This window comes from Fictibacillus nanhaiensis (assembly GCF_036213205.1).
GTDB classification, from domain to species: Bacteria; Bacillota; Bacilli; order Bacillales; family Fictibacillaceae; genus Fictibacillus; species Fictibacillus nanhaiensis_E.
This window is the reverse complement of record NZ_JARMFC010000006.1, coordinates 287,698-311,085: the sequence shown is the minus strand read 5'-3', so window position 1 is coordinate 311,085 and position 23,388 is coordinate 287,698. Positions and strand designations below refer to the sequence as shown.

At 38.3% G+C, this 23,388-nt stretch carries 27 protein-coding genes, 1 tRNA gene and 1 riboswitch; of the genes, 7 read left to right on the top strand and 21 right to left on the bottom strand.

What is annotated here, in order from left to right; all coding sequences use genetic code 11:
• Window positions 1-270: 270 nt before the first annotated feature.
• The gene (locus P4V41_RS08575) at window positions 271-1,107 is read right to left on the bottom strand and encodes a biotin/lipoate A/B protein ligase family protein (protein WP_328084438.1); all 837 of its coding nucleotides are present in this window, start codon (window positions 1,105-1,107) and stop codon (window positions 271-273) included.
• A 149-nt stretch (window positions 1,108-1,256) separates the two neighbouring features.
• Between P4V41_RS08575 and P4V41_RS08570 the strand changes: the two genes are divergently transcribed.
• Entirely contained in the window at window positions 1,257-1,634 is a 378-nt protein-coding gene (locus tag P4V41_RS08570; RefSeq protein WP_328084437.1) for a rhodanese-like domain-containing protein, read from the top strand.
• 46 nt (window positions 1,635-1,680) lie between these two features.
• Here P4V41_RS08570 and gcvPB read toward each other — a convergent pair whose 3' ends face one another.
• From gcvPB to gcvT, 3 genes are read right to left on the bottom strand one after another with little or no spacing between them, the layout of a single operon-like run.
• Complete coding sequence (gene gcvPB, locus P4V41_RS08565; protein ID WP_328084436.1) at window positions 1,681-3,144, bottom strand: aminomethyl-transferring glycine dehydrogenase subunit GcvPB; 1,464 nt, start codon at window positions 3,142-3,144, stop codon at window positions 1,681-1,683.
• Complete coding sequence (gene gcvPA, locus P4V41_RS08560) at window positions 3,120-4,484, bottom strand: aminomethyl-transferring glycine dehydrogenase subunit GcvPA (RefSeq protein WP_328084435.1); 1,365 nt, start codon at window positions 4,482-4,484, stop codon at window positions 3,120-3,122. Before gcvPA ends, gcvPB begins: the two co-directional genes overlap by 25 nt.
• Before the next feature lie 21 nt (window positions 4,485-4,505).
• Window positions 4,506-5,606, bottom strand: coding sequence for a glycine cleavage system aminomethyltransferase GcvT (gene gcvT / locus P4V41_RS08555; protein ID WP_328084434.1), 1,101 nt, complete (start codon window positions 5,604-5,606; stop codon window positions 4,506-4,508).
• A 177-nt stretch (window positions 5,607-5,783) separates the two neighbouring features.
• A riboswitch (glycine riboswitch) is annotated at window positions 5,784-5,869 on the bottom strand.
• Window positions 5,870-5,986: 117 nt separating this feature from the next.
• Between gcvT and P4V41_RS08550 the strand changes: the two genes are divergently transcribed.
• Window positions 5,987-7,684 (top strand): DEAD/DEAH box helicase, encoded by a 1,698-nt coding sequence (locus tag P4V41_RS08550; RefSeq protein WP_328084433.1) that lies wholly within the window; start codon window positions 5,987-5,989, stop codon window positions 7,682-7,684.
• Complete coding sequence (locus tag P4V41_RS08545) at window positions 7,653-8,429, top strand: YqhG family protein (protein ID WP_328084432.1); 777 nt, start codon at window positions 7,653-7,655, stop codon at window positions 8,427-8,429. Before P4V41_RS08550 ends, P4V41_RS08545 begins: the two co-directional genes overlap by 32 nt.
• Window positions 8,430-8,475: 46 nt before the next feature.
• Here the strand turns inward: P4V41_RS08545 and P4V41_RS08540 are convergent, their stop codons facing one another.
• Genes P4V41_RS08540 through comGA form a run of 9 tightly spaced genes read right to left on the bottom strand, consistent with a single transcriptional unit; the run spans window position 8,476 to window position 13,197 of the window.
• Window positions 8,476-8,664 carry a YqzE family protein gene (locus P4V41_RS08540; RefSeq protein ID WP_328084431.1) on the bottom strand — a complete coding sequence of 63 codons (189 nt, stop codon included), beginning with the start codon at window positions 8,662-8,664 and terminating at the stop codon, window positions 8,476-8,478.
• 46 nt (window positions 8,665-8,710) lie between these two features.
• Window positions 8,711-9,229: a shikimate kinase gene (locus tag P4V41_RS08535; protein ID WP_328084430.1), complete on the bottom strand. Its 519-nt coding sequence runs from the start codon at window positions 9,227-9,229 to the stop codon at window positions 8,711-8,713.
• A 2-nt stretch (window positions 9,230-9,231) separates the two neighbouring features.
• Window positions 9,232-9,606 carry a competence type IV pilus minor pilin ComGG gene (gene comGG, locus P4V41_RS08530; protein ID WP_328084429.1) on the bottom strand — a complete coding sequence of 125 codons (375 nt, stop codon included), beginning with the start codon at window positions 9,604-9,606 and terminating at the stop codon, window positions 9,232-9,234.
• Window positions 9,599-10,096: a competence type IV pilus minor pilin ComGF gene (gene comGF, locus P4V41_RS08525; protein WP_328084428.1), complete on the bottom strand. Its 498-nt coding sequence runs from the start codon at window positions 10,094-10,096 to the stop codon at window positions 9,599-9,601. The genes comGG and comGF overlap by 8 nt, the downstream gene beginning before the upstream one ends.
• Entirely contained in the window at window positions 10,023-10,355 is a 333-nt protein-coding gene (locus P4V41_RS08520) for a hypothetical protein (protein WP_328084427.1), read from the bottom strand. Before P4V41_RS08520 ends, comGF begins: the two co-directional genes overlap by 74 nt.
• Window positions 10,339-10,797, bottom strand: a complete 459-nt coding sequence (gene comGD, locus P4V41_RS08515) for a competence type IV pilus minor pilin ComGD (RefSeq protein WP_328084426.1) — start codon at window positions 10,795-10,797, stop codon at window positions 10,339-10,341. The genes P4V41_RS08520 and comGD overlap by 17 nt, the downstream gene beginning before the upstream one ends.
• Complete coding sequence (gene comGC / locus P4V41_RS08510; RefSeq protein WP_328084425.1) at window positions 10,794-11,096, bottom strand: competence type IV pilus major pilin ComGC; 303 nt, start codon at window positions 11,094-11,096, stop codon at window positions 10,794-10,796. Before comGC ends, comGD begins: the two co-directional genes overlap by 4 nt.
• Before the next feature lie 11 nt (window positions 11,097-11,107).
• Window positions 11,108-12,139 carry a competence type IV pilus assembly protein ComGB gene (gene comGB / locus P4V41_RS08505; RefSeq protein WP_328084424.1) on the bottom strand — a complete coding sequence of 344 codons (1,032 nt, stop codon included), beginning with the start codon at window positions 12,137-12,139 and terminating at the stop codon, window positions 11,108-11,110.
• Window positions 12,136-13,197 (bottom strand): competence type IV pilus ATPase ComGA, encoded by a 1,062-nt coding sequence (gene comGA, locus P4V41_RS08500; protein ID WP_328084423.1) that lies wholly within the window; start codon window positions 13,195-13,197, stop codon window positions 12,136-12,138. The genes comGB and comGA overlap by 4 nt, the downstream gene beginning before the upstream one ends.
• A 121-nt stretch (window positions 13,198-13,318) precedes the next feature.
• On the opposite strand from comGA, the gene P4V41_RS08495 reads away from it, so the two are divergent.
• Window positions 13,319-13,393 (top strand) — tRNA-Gln (locus P4V41_RS08495).
• 39 nt (window positions 13,394-13,432) lie between these two features.
• Here the strand turns inward: P4V41_RS08495 and P4V41_RS08490 are convergent.
• Window positions 13,433-13,822 carry a Spx/MgsR family RNA polymerase-binding regulatory protein gene (locus P4V41_RS08490; protein ID WP_328084422.1) on the bottom strand — a complete coding sequence of 130 codons (390 nt, stop codon included), beginning with the start codon at window positions 13,820-13,822 and terminating at the stop codon, window positions 13,433-13,435.
• A 185-nt stretch (window positions 13,823-14,007) separates the two neighbouring features.
• On the opposite strand from P4V41_RS08490, the gene P4V41_RS08485 reads away from it, so the two are divergent.
• Window positions 14,008-14,256 (top strand): DUF2626 domain-containing protein, encoded by a 249-nt coding sequence (locus P4V41_RS08485; RefSeq protein ID WP_066242314.1) that lies wholly within the window; start codon window positions 14,008-14,010, stop codon window positions 14,254-14,256.
• 35 nt (window positions 14,257-14,291) lie between these two features.
• Here the strand turns inward: P4V41_RS08485 and P4V41_RS08480 are convergent, their stop codons facing one another.
• A complete protein-coding gene (locus P4V41_RS08480; protein ID WP_328084421.1) occupies window positions 14,292-15,377 on the bottom strand; it encodes an SAM-dependent methyltransferase in 1,086 nt (361 codons plus the stop codon).
• Between the two features lie 2 nt (window positions 15,378-15,379).
• Window positions 15,380-16,012, bottom strand: coding sequence for an MBL fold metallo-hydrolase (locus P4V41_RS08475; RefSeq protein ID WP_328084420.1), 633 nt, complete (start codon window positions 16,010-16,012; stop codon window positions 15,380-15,382).
• 72 nt (window positions 16,013-16,084) lie between these two features.
• Between P4V41_RS08475 and P4V41_RS08470 the strand changes: the two genes are divergently transcribed.
• Together P4V41_RS08470 and P4V41_RS08465 are read left to right on the top strand one after the other, a co-directional pair.
• A complete protein-coding gene (locus P4V41_RS08470; RefSeq protein ID WP_328084419.1) occupies window positions 16,085-16,513 on the top strand; it encodes a hypothetical protein in 429 nt (142 codons plus the stop codon).
• Window positions 16,514-16,599: 86 nt separating this feature from the next.
• Window positions 16,600-16,785 carry a DUF2759 domain-containing protein gene (locus P4V41_RS08465; RefSeq protein WP_066242324.1) on the top strand — a complete coding sequence of 62 codons (186 nt, stop codon included), beginning with the start codon at window positions 16,600-16,602 and terminating at the stop codon, window positions 16,783-16,785.
• A 163-nt stretch (window positions 16,786-16,948) separates the two neighbouring features.
• On the opposite strand, the gene P4V41_RS08460 is transcribed toward P4V41_RS08465, so the two are convergent.
• The 5 genes from P4V41_RS08460 to P4V41_RS08440 all read right to left on the bottom strand — a co-directional run bounded on the left by P4V41_RS08460 (window position 16,949) and on the right by P4V41_RS08440 (window position 23,335).
• Entirely contained in the window at window positions 16,949-18,142 is a 1,194-nt protein-coding gene (locus tag P4V41_RS08460; protein ID WP_328084418.1) for a M14 family metallopeptidase, read from the bottom strand.
• 101 nt (window positions 18,143-18,243) lie between these two features.
• Window positions 18,244-20,157, bottom strand: coding sequence for an LTA synthase family protein (locus tag P4V41_RS08455; RefSeq protein ID WP_328084417.1), 1,914 nt, complete (start codon window positions 20,155-20,157; stop codon window positions 18,244-18,246).
• 443 nt (window positions 20,158-20,600) lie between these two features.
• Window positions 20,601-21,560, bottom strand: a complete 960-nt coding sequence (locus P4V41_RS08450) for an ROK family glucokinase (protein WP_328084416.1) — start codon at window positions 21,558-21,560, stop codon at window positions 20,601-20,603.
• Window positions 21,561-21,573: 13 nt separating this feature from the next.
• Entirely contained in the window at window positions 21,574-21,765 is a 192-nt protein-coding gene (locus P4V41_RS08445; RefSeq protein WP_328084415.1) for a YqgQ family protein, read from the bottom strand.
• A 106-nt stretch (window positions 21,766-21,871) separates the two neighbouring features.
• Window positions 21,872-23,335 carry a spore germination protein gene (locus P4V41_RS08440; RefSeq protein WP_328084414.1) on the bottom strand — a complete coding sequence of 488 codons (1,464 nt, stop codon included), beginning with the start codon at window positions 23,333-23,335 and terminating at the stop codon, window positions 21,872-21,874.
• Window positions 23,336-23,388 lie beyond the last annotated feature (53 nt).

Below are 23,388 nucleotides of genomic sequence, written 5' to 3'. Positions count from 1 at the left end.
TAAACCTCATGTCAAAGAAAAAAAATTGTCAAACTTAAAATCATGAGGATTTTACAGCAATTCCATGATTGCTGTAAATTTATTATGATTTTATCAATGAATTGGCTTTATTCTAGATTTGTATAATTTGGTAGTTTTGAAAAGCCGTACAAACTCGTGTTTTTCAAAATATCCTTCTAACTTCCAAAAAAAATTAATATCTTGACATCTTTTTTCTGGTGCAAAAAATAAAAAATCGAGATCTCTATGAGATTTCGATTTTTTTCAATATTAACGCCTGAACGTCCACTCATTGTTACCATAACGAGTTTCGGCTATGTGTTCTACTTCTGCCAACTGATCGTCTGTAAGCGAATACGGCACAAGGTTTACGTTTAAACCGTCCTCAAAGCCTTTTTTAAAGGCAGTCTTCGCGTCATCAATTGTAACAGGAACATCTAGAAGTGCATTGATCGCTACAGCTTTCTTCTTAAATGCTGTCTGCATTCTCTCTCTTAATCTGTCGCTGGAATACTTAAACAGATCAAACAATTTGTCTTCGTCTAAGTCTAGAAGGATAGATCCGTGTTGTAGAATCACGCCTTTTTGCCTCGTTTGAGCACTACCGGCTACTTTTCTTCCTTCTACGACTAATTCATACCACGAAGGAGCGTCGAAACATACTGCTGATCGAGGATTCTTCAAACCTTCTCGCTCTTCTTCAGTTTTCGGAACAGCGAAATAAGCATCCAAGCCTAAACCTTGAAACCCTTCCTTAATACCTTCTGAGATCACTCGATAAGCTTCTGTTACACTTTGTGGCATATCTTTATGTGACTCAGATACGATAACGCTGTACGTGAGTTCTTGGTCATGAAGAACTCCGCGTCCTCCTGTTGGGCGTCTAACAAAGCCTAGCCCATATTTTTTTACGGCATCAAGGTTAATCTCTTTTTCTACTTTTTGAAAGTAACCAATCGATAAAGTTGCTGGATTCCATCCGTAAAAGCGGATAACAGGTGGAATCTTTCCTTCACTGTGCCAAGTTAGAAGTGCCTCGTCCATTGCCATATTAATTGCAGGTTCGCAATTTCCAGAATCGATATAATACCAGTTTTCTTTTTCCACGTTTTTCGTCTCCCTGCCATTCATTCGTAACTAGTGTACCAAATTCGGCGAATGTGTCAAAACAATCGCTTAAAGTCAGATTTTTCTTTTGCCTATAGAGCCCAGCACCGCTATAATTGTGGTAGATTGTTTAAAGGAGTGCAAGCGTTATGGGATGGATAGTTTTAGCAGGTATTGTAGTAGCTCTACTAATTTATGTGATTGGTATGGGGTTATATCAGAAGAGATTTCTAACGACGTTAAATGAGGAAGAGTTTAAAGCAGGTTATCGAAAAGCTCAGCTGATTGATGTTCGTGAGCCTGAAGAATTTAAAAAAGGACATATACTAGGAGCACGTAACATTCCTCTCTCTCAAATGAGACAGCGCTTAAAAGAAGTGCGCAGCGATCAGCCTGTTTATCTATATTGTGAAAGTGGATTCAGAAGTGCTCGTGCAGCCAATTTTCTTAAAAAGAAAAAATATGGCCAACTTCATCACCTACATGGCGGCTTCCGCAAATGGACGGGCCGTGTAAAATCAAACTAAACGTTCGAAAGCAGCCCGGAAATTCATCCGGGCTGCTTTTTTGTGTTTAAACTTGTTTCGTATATTTTAAGATTGGTTTTCTCGCAGCTGTTGCTTCATCCAGTCGTTTAACAACTGTAGTATGAGGAGCTTCTTGAACCAATTCAGGTGTTTCTTCTGCTTCTTTTGAGATTTGAATCATCTTCTCAATAAATTCATCGAGTGTTTCTTTTGATTCCGTTTCTGTCGGCTCGATCATGATCGCTTCTTCCACACTTAACGGGAAGTAGATCGTTGGCGGATGATAACCAAAGTCTAAGAGTCGTTTTGCGATATCAAGCGTTCTTACGCCAAGTTTTTTCTGACGACGTCCTGATAATACAAACTCATGTTTACAGTGCTGCGTAAACGGTAGATCGAAATGTGGCTCAAGTCGTCGCATCATATAGTTAGCATTTAATACGGCGTTCTCTGAAACTTGTCTCAAACCGTCAGGCCCCATCGTCATGATGTACGTAAACGCACGTACATTAATACCGAAGTTACCATAAAAAGGCTTAACTCGTCCGATCGATTGTGGACGATCGTATTCAAATTTATAAAGGTCGTCTTCTTTAATTAGAACTGGTTTAGGCAAGAACGGAATCAGATCAGCTTTAACTCCAACTGGTCCAGATCCAGGTCCACCGCCACCGTGTGGGCCGGTGAATGTTTTGTGCAGGTTCAAGTGAACAACATCAAAGCCCATATCTCCCGGGCGAGCAAATCCTAATATCGCATTTGCGTTAGCACCGTCATAGTACAGCTTTCCGCCAGCTTCATGGACGATCTTTGCCATTTCTAGAATATGCTCTTCAAAAAGACCAAGCGTATTCGGGTTTGTAAGCATAAGAGCCGCAACATCTTGATCGACTACTCGTTTTAAATCTTCTAAATCAACTAGACCGCGCTCATCGGACTTCACCGTGATCGATTCAAAACCAGCAACTGTTGCAGAAGCAGGATTTGTTCCGTGTGCTGAATCAGGAACGATTACTTTTGTACGATTAAAATCACCGTTTGCTTCATGGAAAGCACGGATCATCATAAGACCTGTCCATTCACCATGTGCACCTGCAGCTGGTTGAAGCGTCACTTCATCCATACCCGTGATCTCAGCAAGTGATGTTTGCAAGCGGTACATCATCTCCATCGCACCTTGCACCGTTTCTTCATCTTGGAGAGGGTGGATGTGTGCAAAACCAGGTAAACGTGCTACATCTTCATTAATCTTAGGATTGTATTTCATCGTACATGAACCTAATGGATAGAAACCAGAATCCACACCATGGTTACGATTGGATAATGCTGTGTAATGACGAACGATTTGAAGCTCTGATACTTCAGGAAGATCCGCTTCTTCCGTACGCAAATAATCGGAAGGGATGATAGATTCTACGTTAATCTCTGGAACGTCAAGTTCAGGGATACTGTACCCTACTCGACCTGGTTTAGACAATTCAAAAATTAATGACTGATGTTCTGTACGCATGCTAATCCCTCCAATACATTTGCAAGCTGATCGATATCTTCTTTTGTTCTCATTTCAGTAACTGCTAAAAGCATATGGTTTTTTAGTTCATTATAAGAAAGACCTAAATCATAGCCACCTATAATGCCAGATTCTAATAGTTTTGCATTCACTTCTTTAGCTGTACACTTTAACTCAATAACAAACTCGTTAAAGAAAGGACCAGTAAATGCTGTCTTGAATCCTTTTTCCTCAAGAACTTTTTTCGCATAATGAGCTTTTTGTATATTTTGGTGCGCTACTTCTTTAACGCCTTGTTTTCCAAGTGCTGTCATAGCAATTGAAGCAGCAAGTGCATTAAGCGCTTGGTTCGAACAGATGTTACTTGTCGCTTTATCTCGTCTGATATGCTGTTCTCTCGCTTGAAGAGTAAGAACGAATCCGCGCTTCCCGTCTTCATCAACCGTTTGACCTACCAAACGGCCGGGAACTTTACGCATCAGCTTAGTTGTTACGGCAAAATATCCACAGTGTGGTCCGCCAAAACCTTGCGCGATCCCAAACGGCTGTGCATCACCGACTACGATATCGGCACCAAACTTACCAGGAGGAGTTAGAGCGCCAAGTGCCAACGGATTTGAAGAAACCACGAACATTCCTTTTGCACTATGCACGATTTCTTCGATGTCTTTTAACGGCTCGATCTGACCGAAGAAGTTAGGATATTGAACGATCACACATGCTGTTTGTTCATCAACTTCAGCACGTAATGCATTTAATGAAGTAACACCATCTTCTGTATCCACTTCTACTACTTCAAGATGCTGTCCTTTTGCATAAGTGTGCAGAACTGCACGAGATTCTGGGTGAACGGATTTGGATACAACTATTTTCTTTCTGCGTGTCTGAGCTGCTGATAGCAATCCAGCCTCCGCAAGTGAAGTTCCACCATCATACATAGAAGAGTTAGCAACATCCATACCTGTTAATTCACAAATCATCGTCTGGAACTCAAAGATCGCTTGAAGTTCACCTTGAGAAATCTCAGGCTGGTATGGCGTGTAAGCCGTGTAGAACTCAGAACGAAGAAGCATATGGTTCACGATCGATGGTGTGTAATGATCATAAACACCAGCTCCTAGAAAGGAAGCATGATCTTTTGTATTTTTGTTTAATGCAGCCAAGCGGCCCATCTCTTTAACTAGTTGAGGTTCTGACAAAGCTTCCTCGATCTGTAAGCGTCCTTTAAACCGAACTTCTTCTGGTATATCCTGAAAAAGATCTTCTGTCGTTTCGATTCCAATCGTTTCAAGCATTTCTTTTTTGTCTTGATCAGTCATCGGCAAATAGCGGAACGTCATGGTTTCTCCCCCTTAAATGTCTTATTTTCCTCTTTTATAAAATGGTGAAGCGACTACTTTTGCTTTTAAACGTTTTTGGCGAATCTGTACTTCTACTTCTGTTCCAAGCTCCGTGAAATTCTTTTCTAGTAGAGCAAGTCCTAAGTTTTTCTTTAGTGTTGGTGATTGTGTACCGGTAGTAACTTCACCGATCTTCACATCACCTTTGTATACTTCATAATGAGAACGCGGGATACCTTTATCGATCATTTCAATGCCGACGAGCTTCCTTGGTGCCCCATTCTTCTTTTGTTCTGCTAAAACTTCTTTTCCGATAAAATCTGCTTCTTTGTCCGTTTTAACGGCGAAACCAATTCCAGCTTCGATCGGTGTGATCTCTTTTGTAAGCTCTTGTCCGTATAGAGCAAGTTTAGCTTCAAAGCGTAAAGTGTCGCGCGCCCCCAGTCCAGCTGGGAGCAAGCCGTCTTCAACGCCTGCTTCAAGAACGGATCTCCACAGCTTTTCTGCATGTTCCGTCTTTAAATAGATCTCAAAGCCATCTTCTCCCGTGTATCCTGTTCGAGAAACAAGAGCAGATATTCCAGCTAGTGATACATCTTCTTTAAAACGGAAGAATCCGATCTCAGAAAGATTTGTATCCGTAAGTTTTTGTAGAATTTCTTCTGCTTTTGGCCCTTGAATCGCGAGCTGCGCATATTCAGGAGATACGTTAACAAGTTCTACTCCTTCAGGCTTCTTGCTCATAAGCCAATCGAAATCTTTTTCAATATTTGAGGCATTCACAACGAGCAAGTAATCGTTCTCATCTCTTTTATAAATCAAAAGATCATCAACTGTACCACCGTTTTCATAGCACATAGCCGTATATTGCGCTTGGCCGTTCTGAAGTTTTGAAACATCATTGGTCATTGTATATTGCAGAAACGATAAGGCATTTGGTCCTCGAACATCAAATTCTCCCATGTGAGAAACATCAAATAAACCGGCTTTCGTTCTAACTGCTTCGTGTTCTTCTTTGATACTTGAGAACTGAACAGGCAACTCCCAACCACCAAAATCAATTACTTTTCCACCGTGTTCTTTATATGTCTCAAATAACGGTGTTCGTAACAATGTAGCCATGTGAATTCCTCCTTTTTCATACTTAAAAATTTTCGGACTTTTCTGGACAAAAAAAAGGACAGAAAGACCCCTTCATAATGGGATCCTCTGTCCTGCAACCTGTAAGTTTCTCAAGTAAACTCCCCTGAGTTTCTTCGTTGGTGGCTTTCATCTATAAAAAAGCACTCTCCAGAGATGCGTCTAGCAAGAGTCTTTTTGCCTGAGAGTTTCACAGTTGTTTGCTCCTTCGGCGCCGCTAACGCAGTCTCTCCTCTTACTTTCATTCGCGAGTATGTTATTGTCCAAGGTCGCACATACTATTACTATGTTTACTACATTATTATCCTATCATTTTTACAAAAGGAAAGGCAACGAACTTTTTTAAAGAAAGGAAATCTCTTATGAAAATCGACGTTCAGTTTCAGCGAGAATGGCATGATGACTTTTTAAAGCGTGTGGAAGAAGATGGACCTTGGGCCAATTGGGAATTATATAACTTAGCACTTGAAGCAGAACACCACCTAGCAATTCCTGAATTCTTAGGCCTTCAAGCTCCAGATCACCTCCCACAGATGACTTTTTTGCCTCATCAGCTGGACGTTGCGACTACCGTTATTGAACAGATGAACGGAAAAGCAATCTTGGCAGATGAAGTAGGGCTAGGAAAAACGATTGAAGCAGGTTTGATTCTAAAAGAGTACATGATACGCCGGCTCGCTAAGAAAATTTTGATCCTCGTTCCCGCTTCACTCGTTATTCAATGGACGAACGAGCTGAATCAAAAGTTCTTTATTCCTGCTATCGCTCAGAAAAAAGCGTATGTATGGGAACAATGTGATGTAGTCGTGTCCTCCATTGATACTGCAAAACGAGCACCTCATCGAGACATCGTTCTTAATCAAGACTATGATCTTGTTATCATCGATGAAGCGCACAAGTTAAAGAACAAAAAAACGAAAAACTATGAATTTGTACAGTTATTAAAAAAGAAGTTCTGCTTACTATTAACAGCTACTCCGGTTCAAAATAGAGTTGAGGAGATTTTTAATCTTGTATCTCTATTAAAGCCTGGCCATTTAGGAAATAGAGAGAACTTTGACAAAGATTATAAAGAGGATAAATATTCATTAAAAAATGAAGAAAAGCTGAAGCAGCTCGTAAATAAGGTGATGGTTCGTAATCGACGAGAAGAGACTGGTCTTAAATGGCCAAAGCGCCTTGTTCAAACTATTCCTATTACATTATCAAAAACAGAACGTGATCTATATGATGAAATCTCTCAACTAAAAAAAGACTCTTACTTTGACCGAAGTAAGTTCTCAATCGTAACACTGCAGCGAGAAGCATGCAGTTCGCGTGAAGCTGTTTTTCTAACTTTAAAAAATATGCTTCAAAAAGATGTTTCAAACTCCTTAATGGAACAGCGAGTCTTAGAATTAATGAAAAAAATTGAACTTGTTGATCAAAATTCTAAAGCTCTAAAAGCGTTAGAACTGATTCAATCGATTGATTCAAAGGTTATCATTTTTACAGAATACCGTGCCACTCAACTGTATTTACAATGGTTTTTACAACAGCATGGAATCTCTTCAGTGCCGTTTAGAGGAGGATTTAAGCGAAGCAAAAAGGATTGGATGACTCATCTCTTTAGAACACGAGCACAAGTATTGATCGCAACGGAAGCTGGTGGTGAAGGAATTAACTTGCAGTTCTGTCAGCATATCATCAATTATGACCTGCCGTGGAACCCGATGAGGATCGAGCAGCGGATCGGACGTATCCACCGTATCGGTCAGCAAGGTGACGTTCATATCTATAACTTCGCTACTCAGAATACGATTGAAGAGCACATCTTAAACTTGCTTTATAACAAGATCAATCTGTTTGAGAGTGTCATTGGGGAACTTGATGAAATTTTAACGAAATTTGAAATTAAAAACATAGAGCGTCATATTGCGGACATCATGAATACGTCTGAAAGTGAAGGTGAGATCCGCGTAAAGATGGATAACCTTGCTTCCTTGATCAACCTCGATGGCGGAATCAAGCAGAAAGGATGGGAAGAGCATGCAGCAACACGAGATTCATCGCTTTCTTGAGCGATATTTTGATGCGAACGAATGCCGAATTCAAGAGAAGAATTTTAGTTATATGAAAGTTCAACTGACCACTGAACTTGATAAAGTTCTAATGAATCGTCCGTTCTACTGGCACTATCTCGAGAAAACGGGAGGCACGCCTAATCCGATGACTCTGACTCTAGTAACAGGTCAACAGCAAGCTCCTGATGGAAAAGGTGAATTTATCCACTTTGGATCGCCAAGGCTTCATCAAATCTTTGGATCGACAAAAAAGCTCGCCTCTTTCATTCGGCTGTATGAATCTGTACCTCAGCAAGGAGCACAAGTACCCCTACAACCCTGGCTATGCTTAAACGTTAAAGTAACATATCAGTGCGATCAGAAAAAAGATCAAGTATTGTCATATGGCATTCAACTTATCAACGGAACGATTGAAGATCATTTTCACCAACGTCTTCAAAAAATGCTGTTAACGAAGAGAATACCGGATTTTTGTTATACGCTCTCTCCTTTTATTAAGCCTCAGAGTGCGATAAAAAGACTGGAAAACAAAATTCAGGAAGTCATAGATAGAGATGATCACACGTGGGCAGAAGATGCTAAAAAAAGATGGAATGAAGATTTGGAACTACTAGAGAGTTTCTATGAGGATTCTTTAACGAAACCAGAAGCTTATCACATTGAAAAAGAAGCACTTCGTACCCAATATGAACCACAAATTATTGTGGAGATCATTAATGGGGGACTTTTCTATCTTGCATAAAAAATAAGAGCCGGGAACTGTATCCCGGCTCTTCCTTTTTCCAGCCTTATTTCTTTCTTTTTCTACGAAACACTAGACCAATCCCCATCGGAACAACACCAAATAAATAAGTGAGTAAAGGCTCTCGCTCATTCTTTTTCGTGATACGCCTTTCTTTTCTTACCGATTTTGGCTCGTCCAAATATTTTACGACTCTCTGTGTAAGAAACTTGATAACATCTGATCCTGCGGCCATTGGCAAAACTCCCTTATAGAAGCAATCACTTCTTAGTTTAGGCCAATTATTGTGTATTTAAACGGCTTAACTTTTCTAAAATTTGATGGCATACTTCTTCAGTTGTTAATCGATCTGTGACAATCTCAATATCACTTTTTTCATAATGTTTACTTCTCTCATTAAAGAGTTTCTGTACCTCTTCTTTTGAAGACGTTAAAAGAATTGGCCGCTTGTTTTTCTCTCCTTCTTTCATCAGCCTAGTCCAAAGTACAGGAAAACTTGTCTTTAAATAGATGACGATTCCATTGTTCTTCATATACGTTAAGTTTTCTTCTCTTACGACCGCTCCGCCTCCTGTCATAACAACAGCATGCTGTATGGGCAGTTGTCGAATGGCAAGAGACTCGTAATTACGAAACGCCTCTTCGCCTTCGTTTTTAAATATTTCTTTTATCGTTTGTCCTCGATCTTTCTCAACAGTTGAATCGACATCATAAGGAGGAACCTCTAAGCGTTTTGATAGCTCTCTTCCTACAGATGTTTTTCCACAACCCATAAAACCTATTAAATATATGGTGTTCAAATTTAACCCTCCACCCATTTTGTAACGCTTTTCTGGGTAATATTATAATACACTTTTACCCTTTTTGTAGACTGCCGAGTTGTAACAGCCTCAATCATAAACATCACTTCATCAACAGATGTTTGCGTAACCATCATCTTTAGTTGCCCCTCATAAACGTTATATATACGTTCTGATGGATAAACTGTCAGATTATCTGCCAAAACGATTGCTCGATCGACACCTTGCTGGATCAGCCGCACTTGTCTCAGCTGTTCTTCTTGCATATATACAAAATGCCGTTCTGAAGCTACTTTTTCTGTTAGATAACTAAAGAAAATTAAGACGATAAAGCAAAGAGTAAGGATTAACGGATAAATCATTCCTCTCTCATTCATCACCTATTCTCCTAAAACCACGTCGTGTCTGTTTCCCATCCTTATCCGTCAGCGTAACCTTCACAAAGCTACCCTCTATTTCTTCTACTTTCATCTCTTGAATATTTTGAACCCAAACTTCGTGCCCCAATCCATTCACTTGTTTTCGTATAAGAGAATGATAACGTGTGAAACTGATCACTTCACCCGTTGATAATGTAATGAATAACGCGTTGTTCTTCACCTCAACAGTCGTTGCTTCTCTAATTTCTTTTCCAATCATGGAAAAAAATAAAGCGGCCTCTTCAGACTGAACAGATTGCGGATGCTTTTGTAAGTGTGTTAATAACAGGGCAATTACAAAAGCAGTTACGAATATGACACTTAGAGCAATTATGGATTCTACAAGCGTATAGCCGTTTTTGTCTTTTGTAGATCTACAATGAACCTGCACATGTTTTATAATCTTTTTGGTTAGAAGCTTTGAACGAAATACATGTTTCGTATTCATCCGTCACACCTTTTCCTGTTTTTAGCTTATATTCTATTCCGTCAACTATCCAAACAAGCTCATCTGTCTCAAGCTTCTTCATGCTACTCATTGCAGCAGCATGATCTACTTCTGTCATCGCATATAATAGTTGCTCAGATGTTTTTTGTTCTTGATACGAAATATAGATGAAAGGTAAACAGATTGAAAACACTGCTGAGAACAACAAAACACTAAACATAGCTTCAAGAAGGAGATAACCATTATTGTTTTGCAACATAAAATTTGCCTTTACCCAATTGAAAAACCATCTTATATGAAGTATTAGCAGAGTGAATATAAAGTGTCCCTGCACGGCTGATGTTTCCATTCTGGTTAAATTGCACAGATAATAACATCGAAAAGCTCTCAAACCAGATGTGTGGAGGAATGTTCTTTTTTACAGGCTCTTTACTACCGTTTCCTCGCATTTCATACATATGGTTTTCATTATCGATCGATAAGTTATAGATTCGATTTTCATTTACAGCTCTTTGCTGCATGTGGACAATATCTTTTTGGAACGTTCGGATAAAGTATTCGGTCTCCCGGTTTTTTCTAAAACTATCATAAGAAGGGTACGAAACAGCACCGATCGTGGCAATGATTAGAAGGACGATCATAACTTCTATCAAACTAAAACCTAATTGACTTTTGTTTATGTGCCCATACCCTTTCCTCACTCTTCACTGCTCACTGAAACGACTCCTTGACTGTCGATTAGCAATGGTTTTTTGTCCGGACATGTTACTGTATCAATATATCCTCCGGCATGTAGTTCTTCGATCGTTGGCAGTATATTTTTTTCTGCCTCATACGCTCCAACCTGTCCTTGCACAAGATCAATGGTCGCTTCACACCCTAATGATTTAACGAGACTGTTGTTCTTCGTCATACTCGGCAGAGCGATAAGCATCAACACCGAAATGATTAAAAGCACGATCATCATTTCAATCAAAGTAAATCCTTTTTCATTTTTCATTTTCATCCTCCTCATAATGCTTCCATGAGTGTAAACATAGGCAATAACATCGAGGCAAACATCAGTAAGACAAACACTCCGATTCCTGCAAATAAAATGGGTTGAACCTTTTGCAACGATGAATAGATCTTTTCTTCTAGCTCTTTAAAAATCCATTCGCCATATGAAATTAACTCTCTGCCAAGTTCACCATGAGCTAATCCAAATCGAACAATTTCAGCCAATTCACTCGTAAAATAAGGTTTTTCAAGCAAAAGATCATTTAGTTCAGCGCCGTTCATGAGACCTTTGTGAAGCCTCTGACTTTCTTCTTTATAAAAACCATTGTTTAAGTGATCCTCCATAACAAAAAGGGCGTCTGAAACGGATAAACCACTTTGCAGCATCGAGCCGAAATTCACACTGAAGAAGTGAGTATTCAATAAAACAAGAAATTTTCTTAAGATTGGAACTCGCATGAGTAGATCCATCTGAGTAGAAGGCTTTGATTTCTTTCTCATCATGATAATAACAATCCATAATGTGATGCATAAGGTGAGGAAACTTACTCCAAAGAGTGGTATAATCCCTAAAAAAGTTAACATCCATGTAGTAAACATCGGGGTTTCGACTTCCAATGATGAAAATAGGTTTGAAAATTGAGGAAATAAGAATTGATAAAACACGATCCCAATCCAAGCTGTTAGGAATAGAAGGAAGAGGGGATATCTTATAGCTTTGGTCAACCGTGCACGCCATTCAGCTTTTTTCTTCATGAAAGTACCGTTTTCCATGAGACTTCTCGTTAGGTTGCCATTCGCGCTGTTTATAGATAAAGAACTTACTACTTCTTTTGGCAATTGTAATGGGGTAAAGATCTCGATAACAGAACTTCCAGAAGCAAGGATCTCTAGCATAGTATCAGCAACTTCACGCCTTTTTTGTGGAAGCTGAGACCTGACGAGTTCAATGCTTTTGTTAATGGTATAGCCTTGATCTAACAAAAAACCAAGCTTATAAAGAAACGTCCCTTGAGAAGCCCGTTTCCAGCCCCTTCTTATCACTTTTTGTTTCTCCCCCCCATCCATCTTTCATAGCTCTCTTTTGTCACATAACCTGCTGCAAAGGCATGGTTAAAGGAAAATGAGAGATTTTTGTAAGCAGACTTATCACGACTCTCCTTACTTAAAGAAGTTAATAATTCTTGATTACAAAGCATCTCGTAAATTCCCGCTCTTCTATAAGTTCTGGATTTAAAACAAAAATCTACGCAATCGTCTCCACAAAAAGAACATGGTATGGAGATCAGCCGCTGAGATACAATTCCCATCAATGTTTGTTGCAGTTCCGTTTCTTGTATACCAAATTCTCGAAGACGTTCAATACACCCAATACAGTCTGCAGCATGCATTGTAGACAGAACAAGGTGCCCCGTCAATGATGCGCGAATAACAAGTCTTGCAGTTGATTCGTCTCTAATCTCACCGATCATGATCACATCAGGATCGTGACGCAATAATGACTTAAAACCTTCACCATATGTCAGACCTGCTTTTTCATTAATTTCCATTTGCAGAAATGAATCTACTTTGCGTTCTACGGGATCTTCGAGTGTGACTATTTGACGTTTGTAATTTTTCTGAAGGTGATGAAGCAAGGAATATAAAATAGTGGTTTTACCTGATCCGGTCGGGCCAGAAAATAATAAGAGACCGCTGGATCGTTTAATTAGGGATAGTAGTTTTTGGAACACGTGAGGAAAAAGTGATAGTTCATGAAGAGTTAATGTTTCTTGTTGAGGAAGTAATCGAATGACGAGTGATTCATTAAATGCGGATGGTATGGATGAAAACCGAAGATGTACATTTAGATTATTGATCATAACGTCCATTGAACCGCTTTGAGGCTTTCGATGTTCGCCAATGTCCATTCTTGCGGAATATTTAAAATGTGCGAGCACCCTAATGTAATCTTCTTGCGTAAGAGTTCTGTGTTCAATCAGCCGATCATCTATACGAAATTGAACGATACCTCCCCTTTTTATCGGTATAAAATGAATGTCTGATGCTTTCTGAACTGCTGCCTCATGAAGGATTGAATTGCCTAACAACTTTATCGGCAAGTGGTATCATCTCCCTTTTTGTTTATAGTTTATTATTTCTGTCATAAAACGACAATTCCTGCATTTTTTTATAAATGAATGCATATAAATTTCGACAGAGCTCATACTAGTATTGTTGCATTGGGCTATAGCCAAGCGGTAAGGCAACGGACTTTGACTCCGTCATGCGTTGGTTCGAATCCAGCTAGCCCAGCCAAAAAAAAATAACACTCTTTAAAAGCAAAGAGTGCTATGTTCAGGACACATGACTAGAAATGTGTTCTTTTTCTTTTGTTGTACATAATTTTTTCATATCTCCAGGACTATATCCCGCAATGAGCTGTTTCCCGTCTGTCACTAATGGACGCTTCAACAATTTTGGGTTTTTAGTCAATAATGCTAATAGTTCGTTGGTTGAAAGATCATAGATATCGACATCAAGTGATTTGAAGGACTGACTTCTTTTAGCCAAAATATCTTCTGTTCCATACTTTGTAAGCTTCAACAGTTCTCTAAGTTCTTCAACCGATGGGGTTTCTTTGAATAGGTGTCTTTCATCAAACGATACTTTATTTTGCTTAAGCCACATTTTCGCTTTACGGCACGAGGTGCAGCTTGGGTAAGTGTAGAATGTTATTGAACTCATAAGACTCACTCCTTTTGGTTTACATTACCTTTAAAAGAGGCATAATAAACCAAAAAACAGCTAATATTCATGAATTATCTTTTAATTGTGTATTTATCCGCTTACAATTGGCATTTACAAGAGAGTGGAAACTCATATATAATACTAAAGGATACAAGTATTGGCGAAAAAAGGAGGGGATACATATGTCAAGAATGTATAAGGTTTTAGGCTTTTGGACTGGAATCATCGGAGTCATGGCTTATCTAGGCGATATGCAAGACATGGCGTTATTGTTCTTAGGACAAACGATTATGTTCGTTTCTTTAGGGTATTTGAACTTATCTGAGCGTATGTATATTTATATCTTTGGTGCTTATTTAACTGTTTTCTTTGTTGGTTTTACATACTGGTCAACGTTTATGATGACTCCTGGCGCTGGCGGAGGACATTAATCAGTTCTCTAAAGTAGCTACAAAAAAGCAGGCCGTTACGATACGGTCTGCTTTTTTTGTTGTATAACTTGGAATCCATTCGCTAGTGTATGATCGAGTAGGAATGAACGTATGGCCCGATTTCTCTTATTTTCTATTGAGAATGGATCAAGACTCTGTGTATCCTTTAACAATGATAATAGTCCTTCCTCTAATAAGAAATCTCCTTGATTTTTTAAACGTAATGTAGTTACTTCAGAATCTTTACCTGCTTTTATCACTTGTTTCCAATCTATATGATACGTAATATCCATCATCCCGGGAAATGCTAACGGATTTTTTTTTATTTGATGACGATAATACCCCCTTATACTTCCCTCTTTTACATGTATAGTGTTCCACTCTTCGCCTATCAATCCGTAATCGACAAAAAATAAGCAAGTATCTTTTTCTATCCATTCGTAAATGGTTTTTAGCCAAGTGAGCATGGAAAAGGAAACCTCAAGGTCATTAGTCTTGTCTCTAGTAGAAAAGATTTCACCTAATTTCTTTTCTAAAGAAGGGTCCTCCATTTTCCTATAAAGAAAACAAAGATCTTCAGTTTTTTTGAGAAGAGAGACTCCTTTTTCATACCACTCATCATTTTTTTGTTGAAAGATTCGAAGTGGAAACGCATCAAGAACTTCGTTAGCGAAAATAATCCCTTTAAATGATGGGTATCGCACTATTAATTCATCCAATGAAGATAGAATCGTAATTGGAAATCCAGATAACTTTGTTTCCAATAAACTTTTATGATACGGACTGGGTTCTACAATTACATATGAAATGTGATTGATTGATGTTAATGACCAACTATCTTGAACTTGTCGAGCGAAATGACCACTTCCTCCACCAAATTCTACGACTATTGGATCAAGATTATTATCAGCTATCGTTCTTATAAATAAATCAGCCCACACCTTGGCGAATACGTCTGACACAAGGCTAGCCGTATAAAAGTCCCCGTTTTTACCTATTTTCGTGTTCTCTTTCATGTAGTAACCCTCTATCGGATGATACAGAGCATGCTCCATGAACTCAGCCATCGTTATCCATTCAAATTGTTTTATTTTTCTTTGCAGCAAGCTCGAGAGTGACACGATCAGAACCCGCTTAAAAATGGGTTACTATCCATTTCCATTCCAATTGTTGTTTCTGGCCCATGACCTGATAAAACGACCGTTTCTTCTGGCAGATTAAGCAGCTTTTCATGAATACTATTGATCAGTAGATCCTGATCCCCACCATGCAGATCTGTTCTTCCAATGCTCCCCGCAAACAAAGCATCACCTGAAAAAACAGCTCCACTGCTCTTCAGATAATACGAAACACTTCCGGGTGAATGTCCAGGAGTCGTTAATACCTCGAATGAAAAACTTCCGATCTTTAAGGTATTGTCTTGATTCGTTAAGATGTGGCTTGCTGGCTTAGCTGTGATGCTTTGACCAAAATATTTTGATCCGTTCTTTTTTGTATCACTCAGCCAATCTGCTTCTTTTTTATGAACATACAAAGGAATATTATATTTTTCACGAACGTCATCGACAGCTCCGATATGATCGAAATGAGCATGAGTTAATAAAACAGCTAAAGGTCTTACATTTAATGATTCTAATGTTTGTAAGATTCTTCTTCCTTCACTGCCAGGATCGATGACTATAGCTTCGTTTTGATTATTGTAGATAATATATGTATTCTCTTGTACAGGGCCTACCGTTAACTTTTTCCACTTCATTATATTAGCCTCCAATTGCAAGTTATTACTTTCTATCTTACACTAAAACAAACATTATTTCGGAGGAAACACATGAAAGTATTTTTCGGATACGAAAATTTGGATATGCCCGCTCCTATGTCTGTGCATGATCAACAAGAAGATCTGATCATTACTTCTCAAAGAGATGATTACCTTTTTGAAGCCATACCACTGCTTTCGATCAAACCTATAAGAACGACTCTGTTATTTGATGATTATGGATTTACTTCTGACTCAGATCAAACGTATCTTTATCTTGATATGATATGTGTCTTTTATATCAAGGAAGGAGAAGAACAAGAAAAAACGATGTTTTTGCTTCAAGCAGAGGAAGAATTAATTGCTGAGTTCACAAATAAAAACCATCTGTATTTTATTATTGATAATCACCATAAACCCCTTGTTAAAAAGTGGGCTTCTGCCTATAAACTAACAATTGAGTTCATTTTGTTCCAATGTGCACTCGACAAACCCGAATAAAACAAGTAAAATAATACAAGGTTGTACCTGTGTGAAAGCGTTATACATAGGATTGGTATTACTCCAGAGCAAGGGGGCACAGAATAATGGGATTAGCCATTATATTCGGCTTAGTAGCTATTTTAGCTGCGTTGGGACTATTGCGTTCGTTAAAAATTAAAAATTTAATGGCAGCAGGTTTTGCCTTTTTAACGTTTGCAGTTTTTGGCTGGTTTACAGTCATGACTGTTCTGGACGTTTTAGTAGGCAGCGGCGGCTCTACTGGCCATTAAAGGAACTCAAAAAACCATCAGAAATCAGTTTCTGATGGTTTTTTCTTTCTTAAGGCGGTTTCTAACAGATTCTTGTTTTCAAATCTTTATTATTTCCTTCTTTGACTGTTGATTGGAGGAAGCATGAAAATCTTGGATTCCAGAAGAAGACTATAAAACAGCTTTACATGTAAAGAGCTGCTAACAGGATTCCCCTTGTATCTTCATAGATCTTATCAAACTGTCGTAATGGAAGTGGGTTAACCCCTATTCCGAGCTCAATCGTAAATCCTGGTTTTCTGTATTCTTGGATAAACCAATCTTTGTAGCCCGCATAACTATCCACATACCTTATCGCTTTATACCCACTAACCCTCTCAAATTCTTCTGCGATCTTTCCTGATATGGGCATAGGCTCTTCCCCTTCAAAGCCCCAGTATAATTCTTTTCCTTGCGTATGAAGAGCTACCACCCGGTCAAATTTGTATTTTTCTGTCACCTCTGCCATCACCCTAGCTTCTGGTTCACTTAATGGAGCGATACCAGGATAATCCCTTGGAGCAGGAGAAGTTGGTTTTCTCACTTGTTCAAGCTCCCATCTTGCAGGAAATTGATTATTAAGGTCTACACCCCGAATATTCGCTTTCCATCCTGAGAAGTCTTTGCTTCTTTTATTTAATTTTAAAACAAGCTCTTTCCAATCAGAATTTTCAGGTGGACCATTTAATACGAGATCGACTCCATCTGGATCGACCATAGGCACGGCGTAAAGTGTAGTATCCCTATATAAATCTTCAGCTTTGTACCCATTCAAAACTTTATTACTTGATAGTGCAGCAGCATACTCATTAATGAACTTCATCAGAACTCCTGAAGTAATCCACTCGTTTCCATGAAATGAACCATTGATATGCACTTTTCTTTTTCCATTTCCTATTATAAGCATAACTATTGGATGGCCAAGAACAGATTTACCAATCTCTTGTTTTCTTATGAATGGATAAATGCTGAGAAGTTTATCTATATCATGATTTAGTGCAGCTGTATTGTATTTCCTCTGACATTTAATTGATGAATATGGTAACACTCTAGGAATATTGATGATATCCTTTGTAAATATTTCCTTCGGTTTAACGGTTTGATTAACTAAATATAAGGAATCCAGAGGAATATCGAATTTATCAGCTATTGAAAAAAAGGTATCACCATTTTTTATCTTATATTTTTCTAAAAACATTCCAGGGATCTCTACGCTCTCCCCTGCATGCATATTCGCTGCTGTTACGTTAGGATTAGAGTCTTTGATCAACACGTAAGGGATAGATAATAGACGTGAGTAATACCAAAATGAATCGCCGTTACGCATGACAATTTCCAAACAGAGCCCTCCCTTTAAACCTTCCTCTTAAAGATGTATGTTCTCTCTAAGCAGATATGCAGAAAAAAAGCACTCAACCGAAGTTGAGTGCTTCTAAATCTTTACTGTTTTTGCTTTTCTTCTTGTTTAACAGCTTTATCTTTTGCTTTATCTTTATCGTAGAATCTTAATAGATCTCCGTAAATGATACGGTCAGACATATCAAGTTCAGTCTTAGCACGTTCACTGTATGGTTCACAAGCATTGTTCTCACCTTCAACAGGTTTACCCGTTGCTTTGTCATAACACTTACCATCTGTGAACACATTATCCTTAGTGATATATGAATTATCACGAAGGACAGCAAAATCTTCTCTGTCTTTTGAGAATAAATCTGAGCCTAGCTGAATGTCACCTTTTGTATCAATACCTAACAAATGTAGAATTGTTGGTTTAAGGTCGATCTGTCCACCAACTGTATCCATTGTCTTTCCTTTTTCCCCTGGCATGTGAATGATTAAAGGTACTTTTTGCAATTGAGTAGATTCAAAAGGAGTAATTTCTTTTCCTAAGAATTGACCCATTGCATCGTTATGGTTTTCAGAAATTCCATAATGGTCACCATACATGATAAAGATTGAATCTTCATAAAGACCAGCTTCTTTAACATCAGCGAAAAATTCTTTCAATGCTTCGTCTGTATAACGAACCGTTGTGAAATATCGGTTAACTGTACCATCGTTAGACGTCCACTCAGGAAGCATTTCATCTTCCTCTTCTAATGTGAACGGGAAGTGATTCGTTAACGTAATATACTTCGTATAGAACGGTTTGTTCATCGCCTGCATCTCTTTTAGATGCGGTATAGATTGTTTAAAGAAATCTTTATCTTTTAAGCCCCATCCAATTGAATTCTCAGGAGTTACCTCGAAATCTTTTAATGAATAATAACGGTCGTAACCGAAATTATCATACATGATATCGCGATTCCAGAAACTTTTGTTATTAGCATGCTGTACGGATGAATAGTAACCTTGCTCTTTTAAAATTTCTGGTGTCGCATTGTATTGGTTCTGAGAGTGTGTAAAGAAAACTGCTCCACTTGGAAGTGGGTATAAAGAGTTATCTAATAAAAACTCTGAATCAGACGTTTTACCTTGCCCTGTTTGGTGATAGAAGTTCGGGAAGTAGTAACTGTCTTTAATCAAATCATTCATAAACGGAGTGATCTCTTTACCGTTCACAGACTCATTAATAACAAAGTTCTGTGTTGATTCTACTGAGATTACGAATACGTTCTTGCCTTTTGCTTTACCGAACATCTCAGGATTTGGTTCTTTGTAATTTGCACGTGAATAGTTCTCGATATCTGTAATTTCACTTCCATCGGCAAATGCACGCTGTGCTTTTGCTTTAGATTGAATGATGGAATCGTAAATATGATAGTTATAAGAACCAATGTTTTTAATTAACATTTCACGGTCAAAAGTACGAGTTAACAATTGCGGTCTTTCAGTCTCCGCTATACCAACATTCACGATAAAAAATACGATTGCAGCAGCAAAAGTAATCGTGATCTGCTTGCGTGAAGCACGTGCAGGTCGGTAATCAGCTCGTCTCATGAAATAAGCCAAAATAACGATATCGATAAACACTAATAAATCAGTAGGTTGAATCAATTCAAATACACTATTACCAAGGTCACCCATGTTACTTGTTTGGAACAAGACTGGAATGGTAATAAAGTCATTAAAGAAACGATAGAACACCATATTGGCATACATAACAAAACTCATGATCGCACTGACTGCTACGATCATCCTTCTATGCGTTCTTCCTTTAAAGTAAAGTGTTATACCTAAGAAAAGAACAATAGAACTGATTGGGTTAATAAACAGAATTAACTCTTGAACTTTGTTGTCCATAGGCAATTCAAATGCAGTTTTATAAATGATAAATGTTTTAATCCATAATAAAGCAATTGCGATAAAGAAAAATCTATATTCAGCAAAAGCTTGTTTCATTTTTTCTTTCATATGTTCTCTGACCTCCTCAATCAAAAAGAACTCTCGATTTTTCATTTTAATCCCTATTAACTGTCTCTCTTTGCATCCGGTAAGCATTGATTATAAGTGTAAATTCATCCTTTACAAATTTACAAAACCTTAATCAAAGGATTACATAAAGAGTATATTAAATGGTTTCACACAAGAATTCAATACCCTAACGTACTATTTCAAGATTCTGACAAATAGGACAACAAAACTATATTAGTTTTACCCCTTTTTTAAATCCATAAACCATTAGACGAATTTGTACCAAAAAAGTTTCAAAAAAATGAAAACGAACCACAGTGAAGCGGTTCGCTTTTTCTCTCATTTTTTTTAAGTACTTCCTTAATACGTTTTAATCAAATTATTTTAGTGAAATTCACAGAAAAAATTTCCTTCTTTTTACCTATAAAATATTCGACGCTAAGTTAACGATTGTGCTTAGCTAACCATGCTCCTCCTATAACGCCCGCATCGTTGCCTAACGTAGCAACTTTCATTTCAGCACCTTCTGCAACTCTCTTGAGTGCAAATTGATTAAATTTCTGCTCTAATCGCTCCATTAAGGTATGACCTGCTTTAGAGACTCCACCACCAATGACAATCTTACCGGGGTTAATGCTGTTAGCAAGGTTTGCTATCACTAATCCTAAATGAAATGTTACTTCTTCCAACGTGTCAATCGCTACTTGATCTCCCTTTTCAGCAGCTGCGACAACATCTTTAGCTTGTAACTCACCATTTTCTTTTATTAATGTATGAAGAGACGAAGAAGCGTCTTGGAGCGCTTTTTCTTTGGAAATGCGAGAGATACCTGTTGCTGAAGCGATCGTTTCAATGCAGCCTGTACGACCACAGTTACATGGTGCTCCACCAGCTGGTATAGCCGTAATATGACCGATCTCACCAGCCATACCATTAGTTCCGTGCATGATATGTCCGTTTACGATTATTCCGCCACCGACTCCAGTACCTAGAGTAACCATCAGTAGGTTTCCTTCACCATCACCTGCCCCTCGCCACATTTCTCCAATTGCAGCGATGTTAGCGTCATTATCAACAATAACTGAAAGACCTGTTGCTTTTTCTAGCTCTTCTTTTAACGGATAATCTCTCCATCCGATGTTAACAGCATGAAAGATGAATCCTGTTTTCATATCAATGAAACCTGGTGCGCCCATTCCAATCGCTTCAAGCTTTTCTTTTGGTTGTGATAAGTCTTTTAGCTTTAAATGGATAGATTCAGTAATATCTGAAACAATATGCTTTCCATCTTCACTTATATTGGTAGGGATTTCCCATTTCTCTACAATATGACCGTCTAATGTTACAAAAGCAATTTTAATTGTCGTTCCACCTAAATCAACACCAACTAACCATTTCTCCATCTTTTCTCATCCTCTATTGTAATTTATTGTGTTCTGCTCGAATAATGATGATCGCATTTTTGAATTCGTTTACATCAATAAGTTTTTGTTCGTATAGTTCTCTGACTTCGTCTTGTGTTAACTCTAGATCAGCTATCTTATTTCCCGTATATATGAAAGTTCCAAACCTTTTCAATAGCTGTTGAACATCATACATTGTTTTCATAATAATCACCTTTGTCATTATAACAAATAATATAGGCAAAAATGCAAGCCTTTGCACATAATTAACATAGAAAAAGACAGCTGAAAACGTCAGCTGTCCTTAACGATTACCGATCAGGGTCTTTCGGGTGTAATACGATTGGCCTTCTGTTCTTTAACGGCATAGGGATTCTTAAGACCACATCTCTTATTGCTTTTGGATTAAAAGGAATGAATGGCCAAAGGTATGGGATATGAAAGGATTTGAATGATACAAAGAACAGAACGGCCAAGGTAAAGCCTATAACATATCCTGGTACACCTAACAATGCAGTTAAACCTAACAAAGAAAGTCTTAATAGTCGATTTGCTAAGCTAAGTTCATAAGTCGGAGTAGCAAATGTTCCAATTGCAGCTATGGCGATATAGAGTACTACTTCATTAACAAATAAACCTGCTTCAATTGCTACTTGTCCGACTACTATAGCTGAGACTAATCCTAGTCCAGTGGATACAGATGTTGGCGTATGAATTGTGGCCATCCTCAGCATATCCATACCTAATTCGATGATTACAAACTGCAAAAATAATGGAACAACACCGATCTCTTCAGGGCCTATAAATGATAAGTTTACGGGTAATAGTTCTTTGTGCACGGAAAACAAATACCACAATGGCAATAAAAAGATGGATATCCACACGGCTAAAAATCGAACAAATCTTAAATAAGCACCAACGACCGGTTTCTGCCTGTATTCTTCTGCATGCTGCAGATGATGCCAGAATGTTGTTGGAGTAATTAAAACAGATGGTGATCCATCTACATAAACTAAGACATGTCCTTCAAACAAATGAACGGCTGCTGTATCTGGTCGTTCTGTATACCTCACTAACGGATAAGGATTGAGATGCCGGCCACAAATAAATTCTTCGACTGTTTTCTCACCCATCGGAAGCCCATCTGTATCGATTTTTTTCAATGAGTCCTTAATACGTTCAACAATGTGCGGATCTGCAATATCTTCAATATACGAGATACATATATCGGTCTTTGAACGCCTGCCTATGCTCATGTATTCCATTCGTAGTGAACGATCACGGACTCTTCTTCTCGTAAGTGCGGTATTGAATACGATTGTTTCCACAAAACCATCTCTTGCACCTCTAACAACGCGCTCAACATCCGGTTCTTCGGGTCCTCGTACCGGGTATGTTCTAGCATCGATTTGAAGGATCTCCGAAACTCCCTCAACGATCAGAACGGTTGGTCCACTTAATACCCAATCGATTCCTTGATTCAAATCATCAGAAGTAGAGATTTCTATATAGGGCAGATACGTCTTCATCAGCTTCACAAGTGGGTCCGGATCTAGTTGGCCAGGCTCAAGGTCGGCTAGTAACTTCATTAAGTAATGTAGAATATCATCCTTAACGAATCCATCTACCATAAATAAAGCCATTCTTCTTCCGGCATATTCTAAGTCAAGATGAATACAATCAAAACTTATGTCAACGCCTAGTTGATTTTTCATATACTGAACGTTTTCATCAAAATTTGGTGAAAGAGGTTGTTTTTTGGGCAGATATGACATTTTTTACATCACTCCTCTGCCTATCATCCTTCACTTTCTTCTCTTGTTTCATA